Source organism: Corallococcus sp. CA041A (assembly GCF_003612075.1).
Taxonomy (GTDB): domain Bacteria; phylum Myxococcota; class Myxococcia; order Myxococcales; family Myxococcaceae; genus Corallococcus; species Corallococcus exiguus.
Genome location: NZ_RAWF01000003.1, coordinates 42837 through 64645 on the forward strand (window position 1 = coordinate 42837; position 21809 = coordinate 64645).

Sequence of the window (21809 nt, forward strand, 5' to 3'; positions counted from 1 at the left end):
GAAGTGCAATGAATTGAGAATCGTTGTCCTGGGAGTCGTGCTCGCGGTGTGGGGTTGCTCGAAGGAGCCCGCATCCGCGCAGGCCCCGCCGGTGCGGGAGGCCCCGGCGGGCGTGCGGGCCGGGCCGGGAGGCACCACGAGCCTGGGGGAACTGCCCGTCGTGCCGGGCCTGTCCGTCGCGAAGGTCTTCGCCCAGAAGCTGGGAAAGCCCACGTCCCTGGGAGAGACGACGGCGGTGCACGTGAAGCTGCCGCCCCCCGCCAATCGCGGGCTCGCGAGCAGCCTCGTGCGCGTGGTCGGTGATTCGTCAGGGCCCACCGTCCTCTTTCGCTCCGACACCCTGGCCCGGCTCGGGGTGATTCCGGCGAGCCCAGGCCCCGAGTTCTTCACCCTCTTCGCGCGGCTCCCGGAGCCGGAGGTGGAGCGCCGCGAAGAGAGCGAGCGGCGGCTGGCCTCGGGCGAGTTCGGGATGCCCACCCGGGAGACCGTCCTGTTCAACGGCCGCCACCCGGCTGCCCGTTACGAGGGGCTCCCCATGGACGCCAACGCCTTCGCACAGGGCGCGCTCGTACCCCAGACGAGTTGTCCCTGGGTACCCGCTTCCACCGAGGACTGGTGGGAGCGGACGCAGATGATCCGCGACCCGGCCGTGGTGCTCGACCCGGCGCGCACGTGGGACCCTTGCACCGGCGCGGGGACGAAGGGAGGCGTGTGGACCTTCGCGCACCTCATGCGGGAGATGGCCCAGGGCTCCGGCGTGAGCCCGGAGGACTTCGTGCTCGAATGGCTGTCGCTCTGGCTCAATGACTTCCAGGCCAACGGCGACACGGTGCCCGCGCGCCGCAAGATGTATGACGAAGTGATTGCCCCCTGGGCCGCCGCCAGCGGCGCGTCCTCATCCCTCGAGTTCAACGCCGGCACGGGCCTCTGGGAAGTGGTGCTGCGCCAGCCGCTGGACCTGGACATCGCGCCCTTCCGGCTGCTGGCCATCGTCAACCGCATCGACCTGGCGGGCGGCTCGGAATACTCCGGCCGGTCATCCAACCCGGGGGAGCTGCGGTTCATCTTCGGGCTGACGCGCCCCTCGCCCTGGGGAGGTGGAACGGAGGCGACGTGCAACCTCAAACCCTTCACCACCATCTTCGAATACGGCGTGCCGGGCGAGGGGTGCCGGGCCATCACCGGTTGGGCGCGGCAGTGGGGGGGGTTGGGGATGTACCCGACCTTCAACGAGGCCTACCGGTCGCGGCTGCAGCGGATGACGGAGAGCGTCGTCCGGCATGGGCGCGCGCCTGGGAAGGGCAACCGGAGCGCGCTCAACCAGCTGCGCACCAATGAAGTGGCCCTGGCGTTTCCGTGGGAGCTGAGGGAATTCCACCTGGCGGACGAGCACCCCGGCACCGGCAAGGACATCCCCTCCAACGGGCTGTTGCGCGTCCACACGATGGCGCTGACCCCCGACGACGCGACGCACGACTTCCGTACGGACCCCGACGTGGACTTCTTCGTGCGCACGCACGTCAAGAACGGCGTCGAGCAGCCGGTGACCGTCCCCACCCACTGCACCGCCCGCTTCGCGGTGCCTCACGCCATCAACGGCGTGCCCTTCCTGGGGGCCAACGCGCTGGTGGCGCCGCCCACCCACTGGGAGGCCCTCTCCGCGGTATCCACCCGCGCCACGGAGGTCTGCGCGCGGAAGGAGTTCTCCAGCAACACGTGCAATGGCTGTCACTTCAAGGACACGGGCACCAACGACTTCTCCGGCACGGACAACCTGGCCTTCACGCACGTCAGTCCCACGTCGGGCATCCCGGCCCGGCAGTCCAAGTTCCTGACGGGTGGGGGCGACGGCTTCATGTTCGTCGTGCCGGATGCCCAGTTCGGAGCGCAGGTGACGTCGTGGCCGTTCGCGGACCTGCTGCGCCGCCACCAGCGGCTCCAGGAGCTGGCCCATTGCTCCACCTGCGGATGGTTCATCGACCTGGACGCGGGCTACCTGAACCGGATGGAGGCGATCGCCGGGAGCGTGCCCCTGGACCTGGCGCCCGGCTCACCCGCGTCGACGCTCACGGTGGGCCCCATCCGCGACGTCGACGTGGTGAAGCGGCTGCTGGAGCTGCGCCCTGGCTTCAGGATGCGGCCGCGGGAGCTGCCGCTCGACTTCCTCGAGCCTCCCGCGGCCCGCGTTCACTGACGGGCTCCGTGATGCGTTGGGCCTCCAAGCGTGTGGACCCCGCGAGGCCGTGAGCCTGTCGGGAAGGGAATGGGCGCGGCCCCCGCTGATCACTCGCGCGGGCAGCACCCTGTCCGGGCCTGACTTCGATCCGTCACGGGGTGGACGTCCGTGCACGCACTTTCGCTCCGGCGGCGTTGAGTCAATGCCAGCCATTCAAGGCAAGCGCTGGCTTTGCCGGGGGGAGTGCATGTTTCGGAAGTGCGAGGAATTGAGAATCGTCGTGGTGGGGGCCGTGCTGGCGATCAGCGGCTGCGCGAAGGAGCCGGCGCAGGAGCCTTCGCGGCAGGACGCCGCGGAGGAGTCGCGGGGGAGCAGCACGAGCCTGGGGGAACTACCGCTCGTGCCGGGTCTGTCCGTCGCCAGGACCTTCGCCCAGAGGCTGGAGCAGCCCACGCCCCTGGGGGAGACGACGGCCGTGCACGTGAAGCTGCCGCCCCCGGCCAACCGGCTCCTCTCGGACAGCCTGGTGCGCGTGGTGGGAGACCCGGCGCGGCCCACGGTCCTGTTCCACTCCGACACGCTGGCGCGGCTGGGCGCGATTCCCTCGAGCCCCGGTCCGGACTTCTTCACGCTCTTCGCGCGGCTCCCGGACTCGGAGCTGGAGCGGCGCCAGGAGAACGAGCGCCGCCTGGCCTCGGGCGAGCTTGGGCCGACCACCCGGGAGTCCATCCTGTTCAACGGTCGCCACCCGGTCGCCCGCTACGAGGGGCTCCCCGTGGACGCGCAGGCCTTCAGGTGGGGCGCGCAGACGCCGGTCACGAGCTGTCCGCTGGTGCCGACCTCCACCCAGCCGCAGTGGGAGCGGACGCAGATGATCCGCGACCCGGCCGTGGTGCTCGACCCGGCGCGCACGTGGGACCCTTGCACCGGCGCGGGGACGAAGGGAGGCGTGTGGACCTTCGCGCACCTCATGCGGGAGATGGCCCAGGGGTCCGGCGCGCGGCCGGAGGCCTTCGTGCTGAACTGGCTGTCGCTCTGGCTCAATGACTTCCAATCCAACGGCGACACGGTGCCCGCGCGCCGCAAGATGTATGACGAAGTGATTGCCCCCTGGGCCGCCGCCAGCGGCGCGACCTCGGCCCTCCAGCAGAACGCCTCCACGGGCCGCTGGGAGGTGGTGCTGAGCAAGCCGCTGGACCTGGACATCGCGCCCTTCCGGCTGCTGGCCATCGTCAACCGCATCGACCTGGCCGGCACCCGGGACTCCGACGACAAGCCGACCGACCCGGGCGAACTGCGCTTCATCTTCGGGCTGACGCGCCCCTCTCCCTGGGGCGGTGGAACGGAGGCGACCTGCAACCTCAAGCCCTTCACCGTCATCTTCGAATACGGCGTGCCCGGCGAGGGGTGCGCGCCGGTCGTCGCCTGGGCACGGCAGTGGGCGCTGCTGGGGACGTTCACGTCCTTCAACGTGGCCTACAAGGCGCAGCTCACCCAGATGACCCAGAGCGTCGTCCTGCGGGGACGGGCTCCGGGGAAGGGCAACGCGAACGCGCTCAACCAGATTCGCACCAACGAGGTCGCCCTGGCGTTTCCGTGGGAGATGCGGGAGTTCCGGCTGGCGGACGAGCACCCCGTCACCGGCAAGGACAAACCCTCCAACGGGCCCCTGCGCGTCCACACGATGGCACTGACTCCCGATGACGCGACCCATGATTCCCAGACGGATCCGGACATCGACACCTTCGTCCGCACGCAGGTCAAGAACGGCGTCGAGCAGCCGGTGACTGTCCCCACCCGGTGCACCGCGCACTTCACGGTGCCTCGCACCCTCAATGGCAGACCGTTCCTGGGCGCCAACTCGCTGGTGGCGCCGCCCACCCACTGGGAGGGCTTCAGCGTGGTGCCCTCGGACGCCACGGAGGTCTGCGCGCGGAAGGAGTTCTCCGTCAACACGTGCAATGGCTGTCACTTCAAGGACACGGGCACGAACGACTTCTCCGGCACGGACAATCTGGCCTTCGTGCACGTCAGCCCCACGTCGGGCATCCCGGCGCGGCTGTCCAAGTTCCTGACGGGCGGGGGCTCGGGCTTCATGTTCACCGTGCCGGATGCCCAGTTCGGGGCCGCCGTGGCGTCGTGGCCGTTCGCGGACCTGCTGCGCCGGCATCAGCGGCTGCAGGAGCTGGCCAGCTGCACCACGTGCGGATGGTTCATCGACCTGGACCTGGGCTTCCTGTCCCGGATGCAGGCGCTCGCCGGGAGCGTGCCCCTGGACGTGCCCCCCGGGGCGCCAGCGCCAGCGCTCACGGTGGGCCCCATCCGTGACATCGGCGTGGTGAAGCAGCTGCTGGAGCTGCGTCCCGGCTTCAGGACGCAGCCGCGGGAGTTGCCGCTCGACTTCCTCCAGCCACCCGCGGCCCGCGTCCACTGACGGAACGCGGCGCCTAGAACGCGCAGTCCTGGCCGCGCGTGGGCAGCACGGAGGCGGTGCCGGACAGCCAGGTGTCCAGCGCGCGCGCCGCCTCACGTCCGTCCGCGAGCGCCCAGACGATGAGGCTCGCGCCCCGGCTGGCGTCGCCCGCGCAATACACGCCCGGCGCGGAGGTGGAGAACTTCGCGTCCACCTGCACCGTGCCGCGCGGGGACAGCGTCACGCCCAGCTCCTCCGCCAGCCGGTCCGTGTTCGGGCCGGTGAAGCCCATGGCGAGCACGAGCAGGTCCACCTCGAACACCTGCTCGGAGCCCGGCACCTCCACCAGCTTCAGTGCGCCGTTCGGCTCGCGCTGCATCTCCACGCGCACCGCGTGCAGGCGCTTCAGCTGGCCGTCCTCGCCCTCCAGCCGCTTCGTCATCATCGCGAAGGCGCGCTCGCCGCCCTCCTCCTGGCTGGATGAGGTGCGGAACACCAGCGGCCAGCGCGGCCACGGGTTCTCCTTCGCGCGCAACTGCGGCGGCGCGGGGAGCAGCTCCACCTGCATCACGCTCGCCGCGCCCTGGCGCAGCGCCGTGCCCAGGCAGTCCGAGCCCGTGTCGCCGCCGCCCAGGATGATGACCCGCTTGCCCTGGGCCTCCAGCCGCGCGTCCTGCGGCGCTCCCGCCGTGACCACGCGGTTCTGGTGCTCCAGGTAGTCCATGGCCTGCAGCACGCCGGACAGCTCGCGGCCCGGCACGTCCAGCTCGCGGGCCTTGCGCGCGCCCAGGGCCAGCACCACGCCGTCGTACTGCTCGCGCAGCGCGCGCCAGCCCGGCGTGACGGCCACGTCCTCGCCCGTGCGGAAGACGATGCCCTCCGCCTCCATCAACGCGAGCCGGCGGTCCAGCACCGCCTTCTCCAGCTTGAAGTCCGGGATGCCGTAGCGCAGCAGGCCTCCGGCGCGGCTGTCCTTCTCGTACACCGTCACGCTGTGCCCGGCCGCGTTCAGTTGCGCCGCCGCCGCCAGGCCCGCGGGCCCGGAGCCCACCACCGCCACGCGCTTGCCCGTGCGCCGCGCCGGGGGCCGGGCCTTCACCCAGCCCTCCGCGAAGGCGCGCTCGGAGATCTCCTTCTCCATCTGCTCGATGGTGACCGCGTCCCGGTCGATGGCCAGCACGCACGCGGCCTCGCACGGCGCGGGGCACAGCCGTCCGGTGAACTCCGGGAAGGTGTTGGTGCGGCTGAGCACCTGGTACGCCTCCTTCCACTGGCCCCGGTACACCGCGTCGTTGAAGTCAGGGATGAGGTTCCCCAGGGGACACCCCTGGTGGCAGAAGGGAATGCCACAGTCCATGCAGCGCCCCGCCTGCCGCTTCGCCTCGTCCGCCGCCAGCGGCAGGTGCAGCTCGCGCCAGTCCTCCAGGCGCTCCACCTTGTCCCGCTTGGGTGCGTGGACGCGTTGCCACTCCATGAAACCCGTGGGCTTGCCCATGGCTCAGGCCCCCCCGCCAACGACGTGGAGCTGCTGCACGCCCGCGGCCGGTGGCGGCCTGCGCGCCGCCCTTCGCGCCTGGAGCACGCGCTTGTAGTCGGACGGCATCACCTTCATGAACTGCGGCACCATCAGCTCCCAGTTGTCGAGCACCCGCCGCGCGAGCGCGCTGCCGGTGTGGTGCAGGTGGCGTTCAATCATCCCGTGCACGAGCCAGATTTCGGACTCGTCCACCAGCGACTCCAGCTCCACCATCTCCAGGTTGCAGCGCTCGCGGAAGGTGCGCTCGCGGTCCAGCACGTACGCGGTGCCGCCGCTCATGCCGGCCGCGAAGTTGCGGCCCGTCTGGCCCAGCACCACCACCACGCCGCCCGTCATGTACTCGCAGCCGTGGTCGCCCACGCCCTCCACCACCGCCTGCGCGCCGCTGTTGCGCACCGCGAAGCGCTCACCCGCGAGCCCCCGCAGGTACACCTCGCCGGCCGTGGCGCCGTAGAGCACCGTGTTGCCGACGAGCACGTTCTCCTCGGGCGTGAAGCGGCTGCCCTCCGGCGGGTAGACGATGATGCGTCCGCCGGACAGCCCCTTGCCCAGGTAGTCGTTGGTGTCGCCCTCCAGCTCCAGCGTCACTCCCGACGCGAGGAACGCGCCGAAGCTCTGGCCCGCGGAGCCCTTCAGCTTCACCCGCAGCTTCCCGTCCGGCAGCCCCTGCGCGCCGTGACGGCGGGCAATCTCGCCGGACAGCATGGCGCCCACCGCGCGGTGCGTGTTCGCCACCGGCAGCGTCAGCATCAGCGGCGGCCCGCCCGCGAGCACGGACTGCGCCTTGGTGAGCAGCTCGTGGTCCAGGTGGTCCGCCACGTCCTTGCGGTGCGGCGTCTGGCAGTGGCGCGGCTCGGTGGCTGGCGCGGACGGCGCGGCGAGCAGCGCGGACAGGTCCAGCTTGCGCGCCTTCCAGTGGTCCACCGCCGCGCGCTGGCGCAACAGGTCCACCCGGCCCACCAGTTCATCCAGCTTTCGCACGCCCAGCTTCGCCATGTGCAGGCGCAGGTCCTCCGCCAGCAGCAGGAAGAAGCTCACGACGTTTTCCGGCGTGCCCTGGTAGCGCTCGCGCAGCGCCGGGTCCTGCGTGGCGATGCCCGCCGAGCAGGTGTTGAGGTGGCACTTGCGCAGCATGATGCAGCCCACGGACACGAGGCTCGCGGTGGCCAGGCCGAACTCCTCCGCGCCCAGCAGCGCCGCCACCAACACGTCGCGCGCGGTGCGCAGGCCGCCGTCCACCTGCACGCGGATGCGCGAGCGCAGGCCGTTGTGCACCAGCACCTGCTGCGTCTCCGCCAGCCCCAGCTCCCACGGCAGGCCCGCGTGCTGGAGGCTGGAGAGGGGAGAGGCACCCGTGCCGCCCTCGTAGCCCGCCACCACCACGCAGCCCGCGCCCGCCTTGGCCACGCCCGCGGCGATGGTGCCCACGCCCACCTCGCTCACCAGCTTCACGCTCACGCGCGCCTTCGCGTTCACGGACTGGAGGTCGTAGATGAGCTGCGCCAGGTCCTCGATGGAGTAGATGTCGTGGTGCGGCGGCGGCGAAATCAGCGTCACGCCCGGCGTGCTCCAGCGCACGCGCGCAATCCGCTCGTCCACCTTGTGGCCCGGAAGCTGGCCGCCCTCGCCGGGCTTGGCGCCCTGGGCCATCTTGATTTGGAGCTCGTCCGCGTTGACCAGGTACTCGGCCGTCACGCCGAAGCGCGCGCTGGCCACCTGCTTGATGGCGCTGCGGCGCGAGTCGCCGTTGGGGTCCTGGGTGTAGCGGCGGGACTCCTCGCCGCCCTCGCCGCTGTTGGACTTGCCGCCCAGCCGGTTCATCGCGATGGCCAGCGTCTCGTGCGCCTCCGCGCTGATGGAGCCGAAGGACATGGCGCCGGTGACGAAGCGCCGCGCCAGCTCCAGCGCGGGCTCCACCTCTTCCAGCGGTACCGGCGTGCAGCCGTCCGTCACCACGTCCAACAGGCCGCGCAGGTTGCTGTGCTCGCGCGTCTCGTCGTCCGCCAGCTTCGAGTACTCCTGGAACCGAGCCGCGTCGTTCGTCCGCACCGCCTCCTGGAGCTTCGCCACGGTGGCCGGGTTCCACTTGTGCCGCTCGCCCTGCCGGCGCCAGCGGAACTGACCGCCCACCGGCAGCAGGTCCTCCTCGCCGTCCGCGCCGACGCCGAAGCCGCGCGCGTGCCGCTCCGCCACCTCGCGTCCCAGCTCCGGAAGGCCCACGCCCTCCACTCGCGACGACGTGCCGGTGAAGTGCTTCTCGATGAGGCTTCGCTGGAGACCCACCGCCTCGAAGAGCTGCGAGCCGCGGTAGGACTGGAGCGTGGAGATGCCCATCTTGGACATCACCTTGAGCAGACCCTCCTCCAGGCCGTGGAGGTACTGCGCCTGCGCCTTGTCCGCGTCCGCCTTGAGCTCCCCCGCGTCCGCCAGCGCGCGCAGCGTGTCCAGCGCCAGGTACGGGTTCACCGCGGACACGCCGTAGGCGAACAGGCACGCGAAGTGGTGCACCTCGCGCGCCTCCGCCGTCTCCAGCACGATGCCCGTGTACATGCGCGTGCCGTCGCGCACCAACCGCTGGTGCACCGCGGACACGGCCAGCAGCGCCGGAATCGCCGCGTGCGCCGCGTCCACGCCCCGGTCGCTCAGCACCAGGATGCTCGCGCCCGCGTCGACGGCATCCACCGCCGCCGTGCACAGCCGCTCCACCGCGACCTCCAGCGCCGTCGCCGCGCCGCCCGCGTGCGGGTACAGCAGGCTCAAGGGCCGCGGCTCGAAGAGGCCGGTGTCGCCGCGCAGGTTCGCCAGTCGCGCCAGCTGCCCGTTGGTGAGGATGGGGCCGGGCAGCGAGAGCCGGTGGCACTGCTCCGGCGTCTCCTCGAAGGTGTTGCCCTCCGGGCCCAGCGCGGTGGCCAGCGTCATCACCAGCGCCTCGCGCAGCGGGTCGATGGGCGGGTTGGTCACCTGCGCGAAGAGCTGGTGGAAGTAGTTGAAGAGGGTGGGTGCCTGGTCGCTCAACACCGCCAGCGGCGTGTCCGTGCCCATGGAGCCCGTGGGCTCCTTGCCCGTCTCCGCCATGGGGACCAGCGTGGTGCGCACGTCTTCATCCGTGTAGCCGAACGCGCGCTGCGTCCGCCACAGCGTCTCGCCCTTCAGGCGCGCGGGTGCGGGGACGGCGGGCAGGTCCTCGAAGGTGAAGACGTTGCGCTGGAGCCAGCGGCGGTAGGGCCAGCGCGAGGTGATTTCATGCTTCACCTCCTCGTCCTCCAGGATGCGCCCCTCCGTGGTGTCCACCAGCAGCATGCGGCCCGGCGTCAGCCGACCCTTGCGGCGCACCTGCGACGGGGGCACGTCGATGACGCCCGTCTCCGACGCCAGGATGATGCGGTCGTCCTCCGTCACCAGGTAGCGCGCGGGGCGCAGGCCGTTGCGGTCCAACGTCGCGCCAATCAGCTGTCCGTCCGTGAACGCGATGGCCGCGGGGCCGTCCCACGGCTCCAGCAGGGACGCGGAGTACTCGTAGAAGGCGCGGCGCTCGTCGCCCATCTCCTTGTGACCCTCCCACGCCTCCGGGATCATCATCATCATCGCGTGGGGCAGGGTGCGGCCGCCCAGGTAGAGCAGCTCCACCATGTTGTCGAACTGCGCGGAGTCGCTCTTGCCCGGGACGATGATGGGCCACAGCGGCTCCAGGCTCCCGCCCAGCTTCGCCGTCTGGAGCAGCCCTCGCCGCGCCGTCATCCAGTTGCGGTTGCCACGCAGTGTATTGATTTCACCGTTGTGCGCGATGAAGCGGAACGGCTGCGCCAGCTCCCATGTGGGGAAGGTGTTGGTGGAGAAGCGCGAGTGCACCAGCGCCAGCGCGCTGACGAACTCCGGGTGCCGCAGGTCCGCGTAGAAGCGCGGCAGCTGCCGGGGCAACAGCAGCCCCTTGTAGATGAGCGTCTCCGACGAACAGCTGGCCACGTGGAAGCGCCCCTGCGGATCCACGCCGCGCGCCAGCACGCGGTTCTCCACCAGCTTTCGGATGCGGTAGAGCTTGCGCTCGAAGGCGCTGGGCACCACGCGGCGCCGGGCGATGAACAGCTGACGGATGAACGGCGCGGCCTCCCGCGCGAGCGGCCCCAGTTCCTCCGGCGCCACTGGCACGTCGCGCCAGCCGAGCAGCCGCTGCCCCTCCTCCTCCACCACGTCCTCGAACAGCGCCTCGCATGCGCGGCGCGCCTCCGGCTCCTGCGGCAGGAACACCTGCGCCACGCCGTACTGGCGGCGCGGCGGCAGCTCGAAACCCAGCCGCGGCGCTTCATGGTTGAAGAAGCGGTGCGGCAACTGCACCAGGATGCCGGCGCCGTCGCCCGTCTCCGGGTCGCGCCCTGCCGCGGCGCGGTGGCTCAGGCGGTTGAGCAGCTCCAGCGCGTCCTCCACGATGCCCCGAGAGCGCTGTCCCCGGATGTGGGCCACGAATCCCACGCCGCAGGCGTCGTGCTCGGTCTCCGGCTCATACAGCCCGTAGCGCGGAGGGAGGGTGAACGGCATCGTCAGGACCCCTTTCCCGCATGACGCGGGAAGCCAAGCTGTTGAGCCTCCAGGCTAACGCGTCGTGTCGCAGCCCGTAAAGACAGGGTGGTCCAGGGGGTTGAGTCACCGCGTGGAGTGGTGCCGGGGAAACAGGCACCCCGTGAAGCCTCACGCTCCGTGCGCCCCCCGCCGCAGGCCTGAGTGAACGGACGACAGTCGCCTGCGATGAACGGCCAACATTCAGCGCAATTGGTTCTTTCCCCCCGCCGCGCCGCTCCCGATCCTCCGGCCACTTTGGAACTGATGCAGCGGCTGAAGACGGAGACGCGCCCCCACCACGAGCGCACGGAGGGCGTGGTGCGTCTGATGGACGCGCACCTGACGCCCGGGGACTACCAGCGCCAGTTGGAGGCCTTCTACGGCCTCTATCTGCCCCTGGAGGCGCTGCTCGCCGGTCCCCTGGCGGCCCTGGAGCCAGCGCTGGACCTGGGGGCGCGCTGGAAGACGCCGCTGCTGGACGCGGACCTGCGCGCCATGGGGCACGACATGGCCTCGCTCGCGCGGCTGCCGCGCGCCTCCTCGCTGCCGGCGCTGCCGGGCCTGGCGGAGGCGCTGGGCTGCGCGTACGTGCTGGAGGGCTCCACGCTGGGGGGCCAGCTCATCCTGCGCCACCTGACGCGCCACTTCGGGCCGGACGCACGCGTGGGGAACTTCGCCTTCTTCCGGGCCTATGGCGACCAGGTGGGCCCCATGTGGCGTGCGTTCGGTGAAGCCCTCACCCGGGCGTCCGAACGGGCGGCCTCCGAGACCTTCGACGCGGCCGTCGTGCAGGGCGCCCGCGATACCTTCGACACCTTCGCCGCCTGGTTGATGCGAGAGCACGATGTCCCCGTCCGTCTCTGATGCGGACCTCAGCGTCTGTGATCGCGAGCCCATCCACCTGCTGGGCGGCATCCAGCCGCGGGGTGTGCTCGTCGCCTTCCACCGGGACACGGAGGCCGTCGCGGTCGTGAGCGCGAACGTCCAGGTGCTGCTCGGCGCCGGGCCGGATGCGCTCGTGGGCAAGCCCCTGTCCGGAGTGCTTCCGCACGGACTGCTCGCGCGCGTGGAGGCGGGGCCGGGGCCCGTCACCGTGGAGGTGTCGGGACAGCGCTGCTCCGCGCTCCTGCATGACAGCGACGGCCTGCGCGTGCTGGAGCTGGAGCCGCTGGCGGACGAGGACGTGGGCGCGGAGGAGACCGCGCTGGGCGCGGTGCAGCGGCTGGTGTCGCCGCTGGCTCGCGCGAAGGGCACGGTCGCGCTGCTTCAAGAGGCCGCGGACGCGGTGCGGGAGCTCATCGGCTACGACCGGGTGATGGTCTACCGCTTCCACGCGGACTTCCACGGCGAGGTCGTGGCGGAGAGCGTGCGCGAGGGCGTGGACTCCTTCATGGGCCTGCACTACCCCGCGAGCGACATCCCCGCGCAGGCGCGCGCCCTCTACACGCGCAACCCCATGCGCCTCATCGCGGACGTGGACGCGAAGGCCGTGCCCCTGGTGCCGCCGGTGCTGCCCGGCACCCAGCGCCCGTTGGACCTGTCCGGCTCCGCGCTCCGCAGCGTGTCGGAAATCCACCTGGAGTACCTGCGCAACATGGGCGTGGGCGCGTCCTTCAGCGTGTCGCTCCTGAAGGACGGACAGCTCTGGGGGCTCATGGCCTGCCATCACCTGGCGCCCCGCACGGTGTCCGCCGCGCGGCGGCAGGCGTGCGAGGTGCTGGCGCGGCTGTTGTCGCTCCAGCTCTCCGCGGAGGAGCGGAGCCTGGAGTCCGCCGCCCAGGCGCGCCGTGCGTCGCTGCTCAACGCGCTCGTCCTGCCGAACCTGGGCGAGCGCAGCCCCGCGAAGGCGCTGGAGGCGCAGGCCCCGCTGCTGATGGAGCTCACGGGCTCCCACGGCGTGGCGCTGGTGCTGGGCGCGAGCGCGGGTCCGGAGGCGTCGCCCCTGCTGCTCGGCACCACGCTGTCCGCGGAGGAGGTGCGCGCCCTGGTGGCGTGGCTTTCGGAGCGGGAGCTGCCGGACGAGGCCTTCCACGTGGACCGGCTGGGGGACGTGTACCCGCCGCTGGCCTCGCGCGCGGACGTGGCCGCGGGCCTGCTGGCGGTGCGCCTGGACCCCTCCGTGCCGCACTTCGCGCTGTGGTTCCGCCCGGAGGTGGCGCGCACCGTGTCGTGGGCCGGCAATCCGAACAAGCCCGTGCGTCCGGAGCCGGGCCATGCGCGGCTGCGGCCCCGCACGTCCTTCGACGTGTGGCGTGAGGAGATGAAGGGCGCCTGCACCCCGTGGTCCGCGCAGGACCTGGAGGCGGCGCGCGCGCTCAAGGGCGCGCTGGTGGGCGTGGTGCTGCGGCATGCGGAGGAGCTGGCCCGGCTGTCGCGGGAGCTGGCCCGCTCCAACGCGGAGTTGGACGCGTTCGGCGGCACCGTGGCGCACGACCTCAAGGAGCCCCTGCGCGGCATCCTCCAGTACAGCTCCTTCCTCCAGGAGGACTTCGGCCCCACGCTGGGCGCGGACGGACTCGGGCAGCTGGAGTCCCTGGCGTGGCTGGCGAAGCGCACGCACGAACTGCTCGACAACCTCTTCGAGTACAGCCGCCTGGGCCGGCTGGAGCTGTCGTGGGAGGAGACGGATCAGCAGGCCCTGGTGGAGGACGTGCTGAGGACGCTGGGCGCGCGGCTGGAGGAGGGCAGGGTGGAGGTCCGCTTGCCCCGCCGCCTGCCCACGGTGGCGTGTGACGCCGTCCGCATCCGTCAGGTGTGGGCCAACCTCATCAGCAACGCGGCCAAGTACCAGACAGCCGAGCCGCGCTGGGTGGAGGTGGGCTTCCTGGGGCCAGGAGAAACGCGCCCGGAGGCGGCGCGGCATGTCACCGCGCCCTACCTTTTCTACGTGAAGGACCCCGGCATCGGCATCGCGCCGCAATTCCATGAAGCCATCTTCGAGCTGTTCCGCCGCCTGCACCCCGCGCAGGCCTACGGCGGCGGCACGGGGGCGGGGCTGGCCATCGCGCGCCGGCTGGTGTCGCTGCACGGCGGCATGCTCTGGGTGGACTCCTCGCTGGGAAGGGGCTCGACGTTCTTCTTCACACTGGGCGAGGCACCGCGATCATGAAGCCGCTCCTGCTGGTGGAGGACAGTGATCCGGACGCGGAGGCGCTGATGCGCATCGCGAAGCGTCTGCCGCTGCCCGTGCCGGTGGTGCGCGTGCGCGACGGCGAGAACGCCCTGGACTACCTCTACCGGCGCGGTGTCCACGCGGACGCGGAGCGCCCGGTGCTCATCCTGCTGGACCTGCACATGCCGGGCATCGGCGGGCGCGAGGTGCTGGCCACTCTGAAGGCGGACCCCGACCTGCGCTCCATCCCCGTCATCATCTTCTCCTCGTCCGTGGCCGCGGAGGATGTGGACGGCGCCTACGCGGACGGTGCCAACAGCTACCTGTTCAAGCCGGAGGTCGGTCCCCAGTTGCAGGCCACCGCCGAAGCGCTCCATGCCTTCTGGTTCAAGGCCGCGCGTCTGCCCGAGCCCCAGGAGCCGGAAGCATGAGCCTGCGCGTGCTGCTGGTGGACGACGGCATGGCGGACCGCCTCGCGGTCAGCCGCGCGCTGGCGCGTGACCCGGACATGCAATGGGAGGTGGTGCCGGTGTCCTCCGCGGAGGACGCGCTGGCGTACCTGTCCGGCAACGCGGTGGACGCGATGCTGCTCGACTACCACCTGCCCGGCATGAACGGCGTCAGCATGCTCCAGAAGCTCGCGGAGCTGGGCCTGCCCAGGGTGCCCGCCGTGGTGGTGCTCACCGGCAGCGGCAACGAGCGCGTGGCGGTGGACGCCATGAAGGCCGGCGCCCAGGACTACCTGGTGAAGGAGGCCTTCAGCCCGGAGCGCCTGCGCCGCAGCCTGCGGGCCGCGGTGGACACGGTGCTGATGACGCGCGAGCTGGAGGAGCGCCGCCTGCGCGCCGAGCGCGCCGAGGCCGCCGCCCGCGATGCCCTGGCCGTGCGCGACGAGCTCTTCTCGCTGGCGACGCACGACTTGAAGGGCCCGCTTCAAATCATGACGCTCAACGCCCAGGTGCTGCGCCGGCAGATTCCCGCCGCCGCGATGACGCCCGCCCTGGAGACACGCCTGGGCCACATCGTGCGCGCGGCGCACCGCATGGGCGAGCTCATCGACCACTTCCTGGAGGTGACGCGCGGCCAGGAGCGCCCGCTCAAGCGCGAGTCCATGGACCTGCTGGCCATGGTGCGCGGCAAGGTGCGCGAGCTGGAGGCCAACGCGTCACGCCACCACCTCGTCCTGGAGGCGCCGGACGGGCGCGACTTCACCGGCGAATGGGACGCGCACGCCCTGGAGCGCGTGCTGGAGAACCTGATGGGCAATGCGGTGAAGTACAGCGCCGCGGGCTCCACCGTCACCGTGCAACTGGCGATGGAGGAGGGGGAGACGCAGCAGTTCGTGCTGCTGTCCGTGACGGACCAGGGCATTGGCATCCCGGTGGAGGACCTGCCCTTCGTCTTCGAGCGATTCCACCGCGGGCGCAACGTATCCCAGGACGTCTCCGGCAGCGGCGTGGGCCTGGCCAGCGCGCGCCGCATGGTGGAGCTGCACGGCGGCACGCTCGCCGTGCGCAGCGTGGAGGGGCAGGGCTCCACCTTCACCGTGCGCCTGCCCCGGGGCATCGCGCTCGCCGCGGGGCCCGCGCGGTCCACGTCCGAGCACACCGCGCGGTAGCGCGGCGCTTCAGGAGACGGCGGGCACGCCGCCGCGCAGCATGAAGAACACCACCACGCCCGTCACCGACACGTAGAGCCAGATGGGCGCCAGCCACCGCGTCACCTTGCGGTGCCGGGCGAACTGCTGCCGCCAGGAGAAGTAGAAGGCCACCAACGCCATGGGCAGCACCGGCATGGACAGGATGACGTGGCTGGCCAGCAGCGTCAGGTACAGCCCGCGGAAGTCGCCCACGTAACGCGTGTCGCCGTGCACGAAGTGGTAGGCGAGGTAGCCCACCAGGAACAGCGCGGACGCGGCGAACGCGCTCACCATCAGATTCTGGTGCACCTTCCGCGCGCCGCGCTTGATGGCCACCCAGCCGCCCAGCAGCAGCGCCGCCGCCGTCGCGTTGAGCCCCGCGTTCACCGCCGGCATGAAGCGCAGGTCCACGCCCATGCCCGCGCCTCCGCGCCGGATGAGCAGCAGCCACGCCAGCAGCGCCAGCGCGCCAGCGGACACCACGCCGATCGCGATGAAGAAGGAGCGGTCGTTGGCGGACGAGGACGACGGGGTGAGCCCGGAAGCAGCGTTGGACATGTCCCCCTTGTGGACCGCGTCCGGGCGGCTTGCAACAGGGTCTCCAAGCGGAATCCTGCTAATACCTACATGTCGGTTGAATGGAATCGGTAAGGTCAACTAGATCTCAAACCGGAAATTCCTTCATACTTCGGTTCACTGCGTCACCCCCGACCCCCCCTCTCGGAGGTTCCCCGTGTTCAGCGTGCGTTGCCTTGCCCCCCTGGCGAGCGCCGCCCTCCTGCTCGCCCTGCCCGCAGCCGCTGAAGAAGCGGTGTGCGCGCCCGTGGCGAAAGTTCCCCTGGAGCGGCATCTCCGTCAGCTTTCTCTCGATTTGCTGGGACGTCCTCCGACCATGGAGGAGTACAAGGCGTTCCAGGCCAAGGGCTCCGTCACGGCGGAAGACGTCCGCGCGATGATGAAGGATGAGTCCTTCTACGCGCGGATGCGCAACTACCACCGCGCACTGCTGCGCTCGAACATCAACTCGAGCGTGCAGGGCAACGGCGACTACCGCGTGTCCGGCACGCCGCTGAGCTTCGCGGGCAACAACTCCAACACCCTGCGCGGCGGCCAGAGCCAGCGCTGTGATGGGGAGATCGCGCAGGACAGCTGCAAGGCGAACCCGCAGGACCCCCACCAGAGCAACTCCACGGCCCCCGCCTGTCGGGACGAGCAGGGCATCCCGCTGCCGGTCAGCTACGACTACGACACGAACTTCTACCAGTGCCGCCAACTGGACGTGGCCTCCACGTCGCCCGAGCTGAAGTTCGCGGACTGCAACGCGCTGAAGGCCGACGCGACGTACGGCAAGTACGTGAACTTCTGCGACAACCGCTACCTGGCCTCCGCGAGCAAGTCCGTGGGCTACCTCTGCCTGCCGGACCCGAACAAGAACACCACCAACATCCTGGTGCCGTTTCCGGCCACGGGCGTCATCACCGCCTGGGAGCATCCCACCACCCCGACGACCAGCATGAGGCTGGAACGCTGCGGGTTCGACATCTCCACGAACCAGAAGGGCGTCTGGAAGGCGCAAACAGGGTGCGTGCAGCGCGACGGCTACGTCACCACCACGGTGCAGCCCTACTGGTCAACTACCACGGAGACCGTGAAGGTGTGTGCCGTGGAGGCGCAGGACCGCGCGACGAACCCCTACACGGGTGCGTCCTGTGAAACGTCGCGCTTCAACAGCGACCGCAGCTGCGGCTGCGGCGACAAGATGCGCCGCTGCGAAATCACCGACGTGCACACCGCGCGCGTCGCTGCCTTCAACGAGGAGCCGCTCTACATCACGGACTCCGTGGTGCGGAACGACGAGCCCTACTTCAACATCCTCACCACCCGCCGCTCCTTCGTGAACGGCACGCTGTCGGAGTTCTACCGGCAGCGTCAGGGCGCGGGCGTCTTCAGCATCAAGTCCCCCGCGGACGCGGCCACGCTGCCCGCCGTGACGTACGCGAACGCCACCCAGTGGAGCGAGTACGTCCGTGAGGGCACCCACTCCGGCGTGCTCACCACGCCCGCGTTCCTCTACCGCTTCCCCACCCAGCGCGCCCGCGTGAACGAGTTCTACGAGGCGTTCCTCTGCAAGCACTTCGCCCCGGCCGCGGACGCGAACCTGCCGTCCCCGGACGACATCTGCAACCGGAGTAACAACCTGGCCACGCGCTGCGGCTGCAACTACTGCCACGCCACCATCGAGCCCACGGGCGCGCACTGGGGCCGCTACGCGGAGCGCTCCGCGCTGTTCCTGTCCCCGGATCAGTTCCCCAAGCTGGACGTGAAGTGCCGCGACTGCGCCCTCGCCGGTAACACCAGCTGCGACAACGAGTGCAGCCAGTACGTGATGCAGGCCTTCGACGGCGACGGCGCCAACTCGCTGGGCCTCCTGAAGACCTACCTCTACCGCACAGCGGACGAGGAGAAGAACATCGAGGGCGGTCCGCAGACGCTGGTGAAGCGGATGATGGAGACGGGCGACCTGGAGCGCTGCACCGTCAAGCGCGTCTGGAACGAGTTCCTGGGCCGCGCCATGACGGTCGAGGAGCAGCGGATGTACCTGCAGACGCTGTCGCAGGACTTCGCCAAGAACAACCACAGCCTCAAGGGCCTCATCGAGCAGGTGGTGATGTCCGACGCGTACCGGAGGATCGACTGATGCGCCGCCTTCTGCTGACCGCGCTGCTCGCGCTCGCCACGGGCTGCACCCAGGGCTCCGTGGACGTCCCCGCCAAGCCCGTCCCGCTGGACGCCCAGCTGGACCCCGTGCCCAACCCGCACGGGAACACGGATCAAATCGACCCGCTGCCGGACCCGGAGGCCCAGGGTGGCAGCGTGGGCCGTGCGCCCCGCCGCCTCACCGTCGCGCAGCTCAAGGAGTCCATCCGCGTCGCCGTGGGCATGGAGTGGGATGAGCTGGAGGCACGCGCCCAGTCGCTGGGCCGCGCCGACTACGCGCTCATCACCTCCGAGAACACGGAGCCCAACCTCGTCTTCGCCCGCTTCCTGGACGACGGCGCGCGCAAGGTCTGCATCGCCCAGGCGCAGAAGGACATCGCGCAGGCGGACCTGAGCCTGCGCACCCTGGGCCGCACGCTGCCCACGCCCATGAGCGACCTGACCAAGCTCACGGACGCGCAGGTGAACGAAACGCTCGTGTACCTCTCCACCCGGTTCTGGGGCGCGCCCCTCGCCGGTGAGGAGCTGACGCGCTACGCGACGTTCTTCCGCAAGGCCTCCGCTCGGGCCGAAACCCTCAAGAAGCGCGACCAGGCGCTGGCGGTGGTGTGCATCGCCATGCTGACGGACTCGCGCTTCATCACCTACTGACCTTGACGGTGCCTGCGATGAAGAAGACACGCCAAGACGACCTCAGCTCCCCCGAGCGCCGCGACTTCCTCAAGGCCGGAGCCGGCTTCATGGGCTCCCTCCTGCTGGGAGGCATCCCCTTCAAGGCCGTGGCCCAGGCGACGAACATGGCGCCGCCCGACCGCTGCTTCGTGTTCGTGTATTTCAGCGGAGGGTGGGACCAGCTGCTCGCGTTCGACCCGCGTGATCCGGCGGTGTTCACCGCCGACCGCGTCTCCGAGACGCGCATCATGCCGGGCTACAACCTGCTCACCGACGGGGCCTACGCGCAGATCCCCGTCATCCCCAAGGACCGGGCAGGAGCGGCCCCGTCGAACATCGCGTTCGGGCCGGCCATCGGCGACCCGCGCGTGCCCAACCTGTCGGACCACTACGACCTGATGACGGTGGTGCGCGGCATCAACATGAGCACGCTCACCCACGAGGTGGGCTACCGCTACTTCCTCACCGGGAAGATGCCCATCGGCAGCGCGGCGCGCGGCTCCTCCACCGCCACGGAGATCGTGGGCCAGATGAAGCCCACGGTGCCCATCCCGTCCATTGCCCAGGGCGTGGAGTCCTACAACGACCGCTACGGCGGCTACGCCAACGCGCTGCGCGTGAGCGGCCTGGCGGACCTGGTGCTCACGCTGGATCCGCCTGTCGCCGCGCGCCAGCTGGACAGCGAAATCGAGAAGAGCCTCATCGACCTCAACGGCATGCCCATCACCTGCGAGGAGCAGGCGCTCACCGCACGGGGCGTGGGCACCGCCTACGAGAGCAGCCGCGGCCAGATGCAGACGGTGATGGAGAACAAGCTGTCGGACTCGTTCCGCTTCCAGCTGGCGGCCAACCAGACCGTGCGCGACTTCTACGGGCTCAACGGCCAGTCCTACCCGTACAACAGCGCCGCGGGCCGCGCGGCCATGGTGGCCACCGCCCTGAAGAAGGGCATCAGCCAGTGCGTGTCCATCAACCTGGCGGGCGGCCTGGACACCCACTTCGGCACGCAGCAGACGCACGCGACCAACCAGCGCGCGGGCTTCAACGCGCTGAACCTGCTGGTGACGGACCTGCGCGCCACCCAGCACCCGGGCGGCGGCAACTTCATGGACCACACCACCATCCTGGTGTTCAGCGAGTTCGCTCGCACGCCCACCATCAACGCCACGGGCGGCCGTGACCACCACCTGTCCAACAGCTGCCTGATGATGGGCGCGGGCATCAAGCACAACTACGTGGTGGGCCGCAGCGGTGACATCGGCATGTCGCCGGGTCTGGTGGACCTGCGCACGGGCGCCAATGATCCGAACGGCTCCAACATCTTCCCCGAGCACATCATCGCCACGGTGCTGGCCTCGGCGAAGCTGGACTACAGCATCACGCGGGTGGACCCGCTGCGGTTCATCCTTGCCTGAACCTTGATGAGCACTCCCCTCATGCGTCCCCGTCCGCGCCACGGTTCCCCCACCGTGGCGCGCTTCCTCCCCACCTCGCTCCTGCTGATGTCCGCGGTGCTGTCCACCGCATGCGGCGAGGACGCACCCCCGGGCAGCGACCCGGCGAAGCCCGCGGTCTTCAAGGCCCATCAGGTCACCACGGCGCAGTCCCTGTCCGCGGTGCCCGGCTTCGCGGACCAGTCCGGCGGCGGAATCTTCGCCACCGCGACAGGCGAGGCCGTGCGCCTGCGGCTGGACGGCACCAAGGCCGCGCTCGCCGCCCACCCGAAGAACACGGCGGCGCCAGGCTCCGTGCGCGCCACCTTCCGCCTGGGGCCGCACAGCGCCCTGGTGGAGACGGACCGTGGCCTGTTCCTCGCGGACCAGGGCTGGCTCATCGAACCGCTGTGGCAGGAGGTGCTGGGCACCGGCATCGTCGCCACCGCGCAGACCGCGGACGGCGCCGCCTGGATTGCCCATCCCACGGGCCTGTTCCAGATCCAGGGGGGGGTGCTCGCGTCGCTGAAGCTGTCCGGGCAGCCGCTCTCCGGCATCACCACCATGGCGGCCGCGCCCGCGGAGGACGGCCTCGCGGGCCTGTGGTTCGCGCGCGAGGGCAAGCTGAACGTGGTGGTGGCGTCCGCGCCGGGCGTCTACCAGGTGCGCGGCACGGACGCGCCGCTCGCGGGCGGTGAGACGGTGCGCGCGCTCGCGGGGCTGAGCGCGGGCACGGGCACGGCAGGGGAGACCTGGGTGCTCACCAGCACCCGCCTGCTGCGCCGGAACACGGACGGCTGGAGCACGGTGTCGCTGCCGGCGCTGCCCGAGCAGCTCATGAGCGCGGGGCGCTACCTCTGGGCCCGCGCCGGGGACCGGCTCTTCACCTACGACGCGGACGCGAAGGTCTGGGGCTCCGCGGAGGGGCTGCCGTCCGGCTCGGTGGTGCTGCTGGCCGCGGACGAGAGCGGCTGCGCGTGGGTGCGCGTGGGCGAGCAGTCCCTGTCCATCAGCCAGACTCCGGCGCCGCGCGTGACGGGCATGCACCAGGGCATGCTGGTGGTGGAGGACGGGCTGGTGGTCCAGGCCCGCCTGCCGCCGGGCACCGCGCCGAAGAGCGTCCACTTCCAACTGGAGAACCAGGATGTCGAAGCCACCGGGCCCGCGTTCAGCATGGGCGGCCTGGAGGCGGACGGCGAGACGCTCAAGGCGTTCTCCTTCTCCTCCCTGGCGCCGGGCGGCCACACGCTGAACGTCGTGTCCCGCTTCGAGGACGGCTCGGAGGCGCGCCGGCAGATGCCCTTCCTCTACCAGCCGCTCACCACGGTCCCCAGCTGGGCGCGCGACATCCGGCCCGTGCACGAGGCCCGCTGCGCCAAGTGCCACATCACCAGCCCCGGCCGGCCGCTGAACACCTACGAGTTGTGGAAGACCAACGCCCAGCTCATCAACGCGGCGGTGCGCGACCTGCGCATGCCCGCGGATGGGCCGTTGGATCCGCAGGGCATCGCCCTCATCCAGCGTTGGGTGTCTTCCGGCGCGCTGCCCTGAAGTC

The 21809-nt window shown here is 70.8% G+C and carries 13 protein-coding genes; 10 read left to right on the forward strand and 3 right to left on the reverse strand.

Annotation, left to right across the window (positions count from 1 at the left end; translation table 11 throughout):
• Window positions 1–13 precede the first annotated feature (13 nt).
• The gene (locus D7V77_RS01060) at window positions 14–2194 is read left to right on the forward strand and encodes a hypothetical protein (RefSeq protein ID WP_233596556.1); all 2181 of its coding nucleotides are present in this window, start codon (window positions 14–16) and stop codon (window positions 2192–2194) included.
• A 229-nt stretch (window positions 2195–2423) separates the two neighbouring features.
• On the forward strand, window positions 2424–4610 hold the full coding sequence (locus D7V77_RS01065; protein ID WP_233596563.1) for a hypothetical protein: 2187 nt from the start codon (window positions 2424–2426) through the stop codon (window positions 4608–4610).
• A 13-nt stretch (window positions 4611–4623) separates the two neighbouring features.
• Here the strand turns inward: D7V77_RS01065 and D7V77_RS01070 are convergent, their stop codons facing one another.
• Together D7V77_RS01070 and gltB are read right to left on the reverse strand one after the other, a co-directional pair.
• The gene (locus tag D7V77_RS01070) at window positions 4624–6084 is read right to left on the reverse strand and encodes a glutamate synthase subunit beta (protein WP_120574397.1); all 1461 of its coding nucleotides are present in this window, start codon (window positions 6082–6084) and stop codon (window positions 4624–4626) included.
• Between the two features lie 3 nt (window positions 6085–6087).
• A complete protein-coding gene (gene gltB, locus D7V77_RS01075; RefSeq protein ID WP_120574398.1) occupies window positions 6088–10659 on the reverse strand; it encodes a glutamate synthase large subunit in 4572 nt (1523 codons plus the stop codon).
• 285 nt (window positions 10660–10944) lie between these two features.
• Here gltB and D7V77_RS01080 point away from each other — a divergent pair, with 285 nt between their 5' ends.
• The 4 genes from D7V77_RS01080 to D7V77_RS01095 are packed head-to-tail and all read left to right on the forward strand — an operon-like array spanning window position 10945 to window position 15410.
• The gene (locus tag D7V77_RS01080) at window positions 10945–11544 is read left to right on the forward strand and encodes a biliverdin-producing heme oxygenase (protein WP_120574399.1); all 600 of its coding nucleotides are present in this window, start codon (window positions 10945–10947) and stop codon (window positions 11542–11544) included.
• The gene (locus D7V77_RS01085; RefSeq protein ID WP_120574400.1) at window positions 11525–13789 is read left to right on the forward strand and encodes an ATP-binding protein; all 2265 of its coding nucleotides are present in this window, start codon (window positions 11525–11527) and stop codon (window positions 13787–13789) included. The genes D7V77_RS01080 and D7V77_RS01085 overlap by 20 nt, the downstream gene beginning before the upstream one ends.
• A complete protein-coding gene (locus D7V77_RS01090) occupies window positions 13786–14223 on the forward strand; it encodes a response regulator (protein WP_169819688.1) in 438 nt (145 codons plus the stop codon). The genes D7V77_RS01085 and D7V77_RS01090 overlap by 4 nt, the downstream gene beginning before the upstream one ends.
• A complete protein-coding gene (locus D7V77_RS01095) occupies window positions 14220–15410 on the forward strand; it encodes a hybrid sensor histidine kinase/response regulator (RefSeq protein WP_120574402.1) in 1191 nt (396 codons plus the stop codon). Before D7V77_RS01090 ends, D7V77_RS01095 begins: the two co-directional genes overlap by 4 nt.
• Window positions 15411–15419: 9 nt before the next feature.
• Here D7V77_RS01095 and D7V77_RS01100 read toward each other — a convergent pair whose 3' ends face one another.
• Window positions 15420–15989 carry a DUF420 domain-containing protein gene (locus D7V77_RS01100; RefSeq protein ID WP_120574403.1) on the reverse strand — a complete coding sequence of 190 codons (570 nt, stop codon included), beginning with the start codon at window positions 15987–15989 and terminating at the stop codon, window positions 15420–15422.
• 334 nt (window positions 15990–16323) lie between these two features.
• Between D7V77_RS01100 and D7V77_RS01105 the strand changes: the two genes are divergently transcribed.
• From D7V77_RS01105 to D7V77_RS01120, 4 genes are read left to right on the forward strand one after another with little or no spacing between them, the layout of a single operon-like run.
• The gene (locus D7V77_RS01105) at window positions 16324–18129 is read left to right on the forward strand and encodes a DUF1585 domain-containing protein (RefSeq protein WP_233596569.1); all 1806 of its coding nucleotides are present in this window, start codon (window positions 16324–16326) and stop codon (window positions 18127–18129) included.
• Window positions 18129–18800 carry a hypothetical protein gene (locus D7V77_RS01110; RefSeq protein WP_120574405.1) on the forward strand — a complete coding sequence of 224 codons (672 nt, stop codon included), beginning with the start codon at window positions 18129–18131 and terminating at the stop codon, window positions 18798–18800. Before D7V77_RS01105 ends, D7V77_RS01110 begins: the two co-directional genes overlap by 1 nt.
• 17 nt (window positions 18801–18817) lie before the next feature.
• A complete protein-coding gene (locus D7V77_RS01115; RefSeq protein ID WP_120574406.1) occupies window positions 18818–20236 on the forward strand; it encodes a DUF1501 domain-containing protein in 1419 nt (472 codons plus the stop codon).
• Window positions 20237–20257: 21 nt separating this feature from the next.
• A complete protein-coding gene (locus D7V77_RS01120; RefSeq protein ID WP_120574407.1) occupies window positions 20258–21805 on the forward strand; it encodes a hypothetical protein in 1548 nt (515 codons plus the stop codon).
• Window positions 21806–21809 lie beyond the last annotated feature (4 nt).

Excerpts from the sequence above, each read along its gene's own strand:
- D7V77_RS01105 (WP_233596569.1), top strand. The coding sequence starts at position 16,324 with ATGGAGGAGTACAAGGCGTTCCAGGCCAAGGGCTCCGTCACGGCGGAA.
- D7V77_RS01120 (WP_120574407.1), top strand. The coding sequence starts at position 20,258 with ATGCGTCCCCGTCCGCGCCACGGTTCCCCCACCGTGGCGCGCTTCCTC.
- D7V77_RS01080 (WP_120574399.1), top strand. The coding sequence starts at position 10,945 with ATGCAGCGGCTGAAGACGGAGACGCGCCCCCACCACGAGCGCACGGAG.
- D7V77_RS01100 (WP_120574403.1), bottom strand. The coding sequence starts at position 15,989 with ATGTCCAACGCTGCTTCCGGGCTCACCCCGTCGTCCTCGTCCGCCAAC.
- D7V77_RS01070 (WP_120574397.1), bottom strand. The coding sequence starts at position 6,084 with ATGGGCAAGCCCACGGGTTTCATGGAGTGGCAACGCGTCCACGCACCC.
- D7V77_RS01085 (WP_120574400.1), top strand. The coding sequence starts at position 11,525 with ATGTCCCCGTCCGTCTCTGATGCGGACCTCAGCGTCTGTGATCGCGAG.
- gltB (WP_120574398.1), bottom strand. The coding sequence starts at position 10,659 with ATGCCGTTCACCCTCCCTCCGCGCTACGGGCTGTATGAGCCGGAGACC.
- D7V77_RS01110 (WP_120574405.1), top strand. The coding sequence starts at position 18,129 with ATGCGCCGCCTTCTGCTGACCGCGCTGCTCGCGCTCGCCACGGGCTGC.
- D7V77_RS01065 (WP_233596563.1), top strand. The coding sequence starts at position 2,424 with ATGTTTCGGAAGTGCGAGGAATTGAGAATCGTCGTGGTGGGGGCCGTG.
- D7V77_RS01095 (WP_120574402.1), top strand. The coding sequence starts at position 14,220 with ATGAGCCTGCGCGTGCTGCTGGTGGACGACGGCATGGCGGACCGCCTC.
- D7V77_RS01115 (WP_120574406.1), top strand. The coding sequence starts at position 18,818 with ATGAAGAAGACACGCCAAGACGACCTCAGCTCCCCCGAGCGCCGCGAC.
- D7V77_RS01090 (WP_169819688.1), top strand. The coding sequence starts at position 13,786 with ATGAAGCCGCTCCTGCTGGTGGAGGACAGTGATCCGGACGCGGAGGCG.